3 protein-coding genes are annotated in these 3,959 nt (G+C 35.8%); 2 read left to right on the forward strand and 1 reads right to left on the reverse strand.

Going from position 1 to position 3,959, the window contains the following annotated elements:
• Window positions 1–1,327: replication initiation protein (locus ACKI5G_RS05515; protein WP_407398395.1), on the reverse strand; the 1,327-nt coding region annotated here is incomplete at its 3' end.
• 1,304 nt (window positions 1,328–2,631) lie between these two features.
• Between ACKI5G_RS05515 and ACKI5G_RS05520 the strand changes: the two genes are divergently transcribed.
• Complete coding sequence (locus ACKI5G_RS05520) at window positions 2,632–3,390, forward strand: ParA family protein (protein ID WP_407398397.1); 759 nt, start codon at window positions 2,632–2,634, stop codon at window positions 3,388–3,390.
• A gap of 81 nt (window positions 3,391–3,471) precedes the next feature.
• Window positions 3,472–3,825 (forward strand): hypothetical protein, encoded by a 354-nt coding sequence (locus tag ACKI5G_RS05525; protein ID WP_407398399.1) that lies wholly within the window; start codon window positions 3,472–3,474, stop codon window positions 3,823–3,825.
• The last annotated feature ends 134 nt before the right edge of the window (window positions 3,826–3,959 follow it).

Genomic DNA, 3,959 nt, shown 5'->3' on the forward strand with positions numbered 1-3,959 from the left:
GCCAAGGAGTTGCAGACCAACTTTGTCTTCCTAAGACCGCTTGGCCTCCGACTTCAGCCTCAAGGCTCTCCCGAGCTGCAGAAAACTCTGATACATTTTGGTCATATATAGAATCAACATCATACATAAGGGAAGAAAAATCTCCCTTTTGATAGCATTGGATAAACTGGGCCTTGTCAATATCTCCCAATAATTTATCCACCACATCATCCATATCCCCGGCCTTGGCCTTGGCTATAATAACATCCCGAGACATTTCACCAATGCCACGGGAAATAAGAAATTCCTCACAGGCCTTATCGCTATTGTCGTCTGCAATCTTTTTTTGTTCAAACAGGTCAAACTGCATGGCTGCCTTCCTGGCATTGCCAGCATAATCCTGCTCTATGGCTTTGCGCATATAGGCTGGAATATTCTTCACCCCATGTTGAGTGAGGGTATATTGAACATTTTCCTTAATACGCTTGGAATCATAGGTCTTTATAAGGCGTTTTGCCACTATTTTACCAATACCATATTTTAAGAGAACATCTACCAGATCATCCTCCGCCACAGTGAGATTATCCTCAAGTTTTGGCGCATCCTCCTGCTTTCTCAGGAAAAACTTAAAGCCAGTAATGGTACGGCTTGGCTTTATTTTTTCATATTCAATAAAATATGGGGTATGATCGTTTATATCATTTATAGAATAATTAATAACGGATCGAATAAATACTGACACGTTCAGATATTTATCCGGTTCAATACCCATATAATAGCGCAAATCCTTCAAAGAGAATTCCCGTTCAATCACACCGGTAGTTTTGAATTTCTCAAACCCCTGGTATTGCAAAAGAAGCTCCAACAGCTTTATGGAATGGGTTGATTTCAATGAAAAAATGGAGCTGGCGGCAATCTGGGTATATGGCTTATCCGCAAGTTCCAATACATAAGGAGCAAAATCCTTGTGCAGCTCTATGGAGAGCATACCCTTAGCCTTATCAAATTCAAATTTAGGGAATGGCACTACAGATACCAGCTTGCCCTTTTTCTCATTGTCCTGCAGCTCCACCTGAATGCCCTGAAGATTGCGGCAAAATCCCTTCAGACGTGAATAGTAAACATTGTTGCCACCAAACATTTTGATGACATCCACGGAAGGAATGCTTACCACCTTATTTTCTGTAGGCTCCCCAGCCTTTAGCTGGGGCCTCAAGCTGGCCAATGCCATATAAAAAAGTCTGGCCTCCATTAAATTGGAAAAGAATGAGGCAGATTCAATCAGGGTATTGGCCTGGATTATAATCTGCTTTGTACTTCGCTTATGACTACTAAGTTTTGTATCCATCCTTTTATACCTTTTATTATAAAATATTATTAGACGACCTAATTGTATCAATCTACGCGACCATTATAACATTATATGAGTAAAATGTATAATACTTTTTAATATTTTTTTGAAAAATGTTACATCTAAGTCGTGTATTGTAGAGTCCTATGTTTTCTGCTTTCGTGTGGTTTCGTTTCATTGTTTTTCATTAACACATGACCTCATTGTATAAAAACCTTCTAAAACTTATGATACAATTCGGTCATATATGGACTGAAATGTAACAAAATTTCACATAGATGACTGAATTGTATCTTTAGATTTAATTACATGACTTGATTGTATCACAACTTTAGGGTTAAAACATTGATATTTATGTTACAATTCGGTCATATTTTCAAAATATATGATACAATACAGTCATATATAGGCTATATATGACCTAATTGTATCCTTTTTTAAATGTTTTACTTTAAACTTATGATACAATTCAGTAACCTATTGTTACAATCAGGTCATTTATACTCTTTTTTATCATTTTTCTTCTATAATTATATGATACAATCCGGTCATTTTTTACTTTTTTTATTCTTGCAGCCAGTCTTTTCAGGGTGAGCCAGCTCTATATTAGACAGAAAATGACAATAAAAACCTCGGTTTTACCTGGCTGCTAAAATAATGCTACACTTTATTAATAGGAGGACAGAGAATAGAAGATAAATTTTTAGTAAAATAGATGACCATAATGTATCATCTATGTAAAATTTCTTTATCGATAAAAGCTATAGCATACCAAATTGTATAAAAGTATCGTCTGCAGCCCTTATTAATACTGACTTTTCCACAGATACATGACTTAATTGTATAGTTTATTCTTCAATTTCCGTTCTTATTACGTTATATATGATACAATTTGGTCATGTAATAATACAATAAGGTCATCTATAAGATACAATTCCATCACCTATATGATACATTTTGGTACGGTTTATGATACAATTACATCAGCTAAAGTATACATTTCAGTCGTATATAATGGCTGGAAGCCTTGATATATAAGGATTTACCTCCAGGTAAAAACTATAAAAACATATTAAATACATATAAAGATATAAAACACACAGATATCAACAGAAATCTTCGGATAAGAAGGTAGGGGAGAGGTAACTGTGTGTTTCTTTTTTGAAATTAATAAACGTGGGGGACTTGCTTTATTTAAAAAAAAATACTAATATAACAGTATTATAGTAATATAAAAGTTATAAATTAACATTTATCTAACATTAAATAAATGTTTAATTACTACAAAATGAGGTGTATAAATGGAAATCATTGCGTTTTCAAACAAGAAGGGTGGTACAGGAAAAACCACCTCTGCCATTAATTTTTGTGCAGCCTTGGGAAGAAAAGGTTATAAGGTATTGGCCATAGATCTTGATCCCCAGGCAAATTTTACAGCTGATTCCGGGGGAGAAGCTATTGGAACTGTAGCAGGAACCTTTGATTTTATTTTGGGTGCTCCTTTGGAGGATGTTGTACAGCATAATGAATATTATGATTTCATGGGGGCTGATAAGCGTATTGAAAACCAGAGAAACAAGTTTGAGGAAAAGGGTTCTGATTTCTTGCTAAAAAAGGCCCTGGCCAAGGTAGAGGGATATGACTTCGTTGTTCTCGATACTGCTCCTAGTATGTCCGGTATTGTATTTTTGGCACTGGTGGCCTGCAACCGTGTTATTGGTGTATGTGATGCAGATCAGCGGAGTGTTACCGGTCTAGGTGATTTGTATTCTGCAATTCAGAGTGCAGCTGATTATAACCCGGGGCTGAAAATCGACGGTATTCTCATTACAAGGGATGTTCCCCGGACTCAGGCAAACAAGTTTGCCGTGGATGTATTCCATCAGGCAGCAGCCCAGATCAACAGTATTGTGTTCAAAACCCATATAAAGGAGCGTACAGTATTCCATCAGTGTACCGCCCTTCATACCAATGTGTTTAATGTGGATGCCAGATCTGACGGTGCCAAGGATTATGAGGCATTTACCGATGAAGTCATTGAGCTGTTTAAAAAAGATTAAAAAAGCAATATATTAGACTTTAATAAATGCTAAAAAAATACTAATTTAAGGATAGAATAATGTTAAATTGAGGTGAAAATAATGGCAAAAAAATTAGACCTTAATAATACTGCAGCTGCTCTGGGGGATTTTACCGGCAGAGCAAAGCCAATTGTTCCACTTCAGCAGGAGGAGGAACAAAATGTGGAACCAGCAGAGCAGATTGCTGGTATGAATGAAGAAAAAATACATGACCAAAATGTATCAGAAAATAATGTGACTCCTAAAAGACGTGGACGACCTACCAAGGCCATAAAAAAAGATTCCAGATTATCCGTTTATATGACGGAGGAATTAAAAGGCCGTCTGGAAGCATTGGCAGAGAAAAAGAGTATGAGTATGAATACAATAATAACTGCTGCCCTTATGGATTATTGTGAAAGTAATGGATTATAAAATACAATTAAAATAATGTTAATATATAGCTGAAATAAAGTTAAAATATTGTTATTTTACGTATAATAAAAGGCTCGTCCGTAACAGGCGAGCCTTTTAAAATACACAGAACCTACTAATACTTTTTGCCATAT

The organism is Anaerovibrio sp., assembly GCF_045637405.1.
In the GTDB taxonomy this organism is placed as follows: Bacteria; Bacillota; Negativicutes; order Selenomonadales; family Selenomonadaceae; genus Anaerovibrio.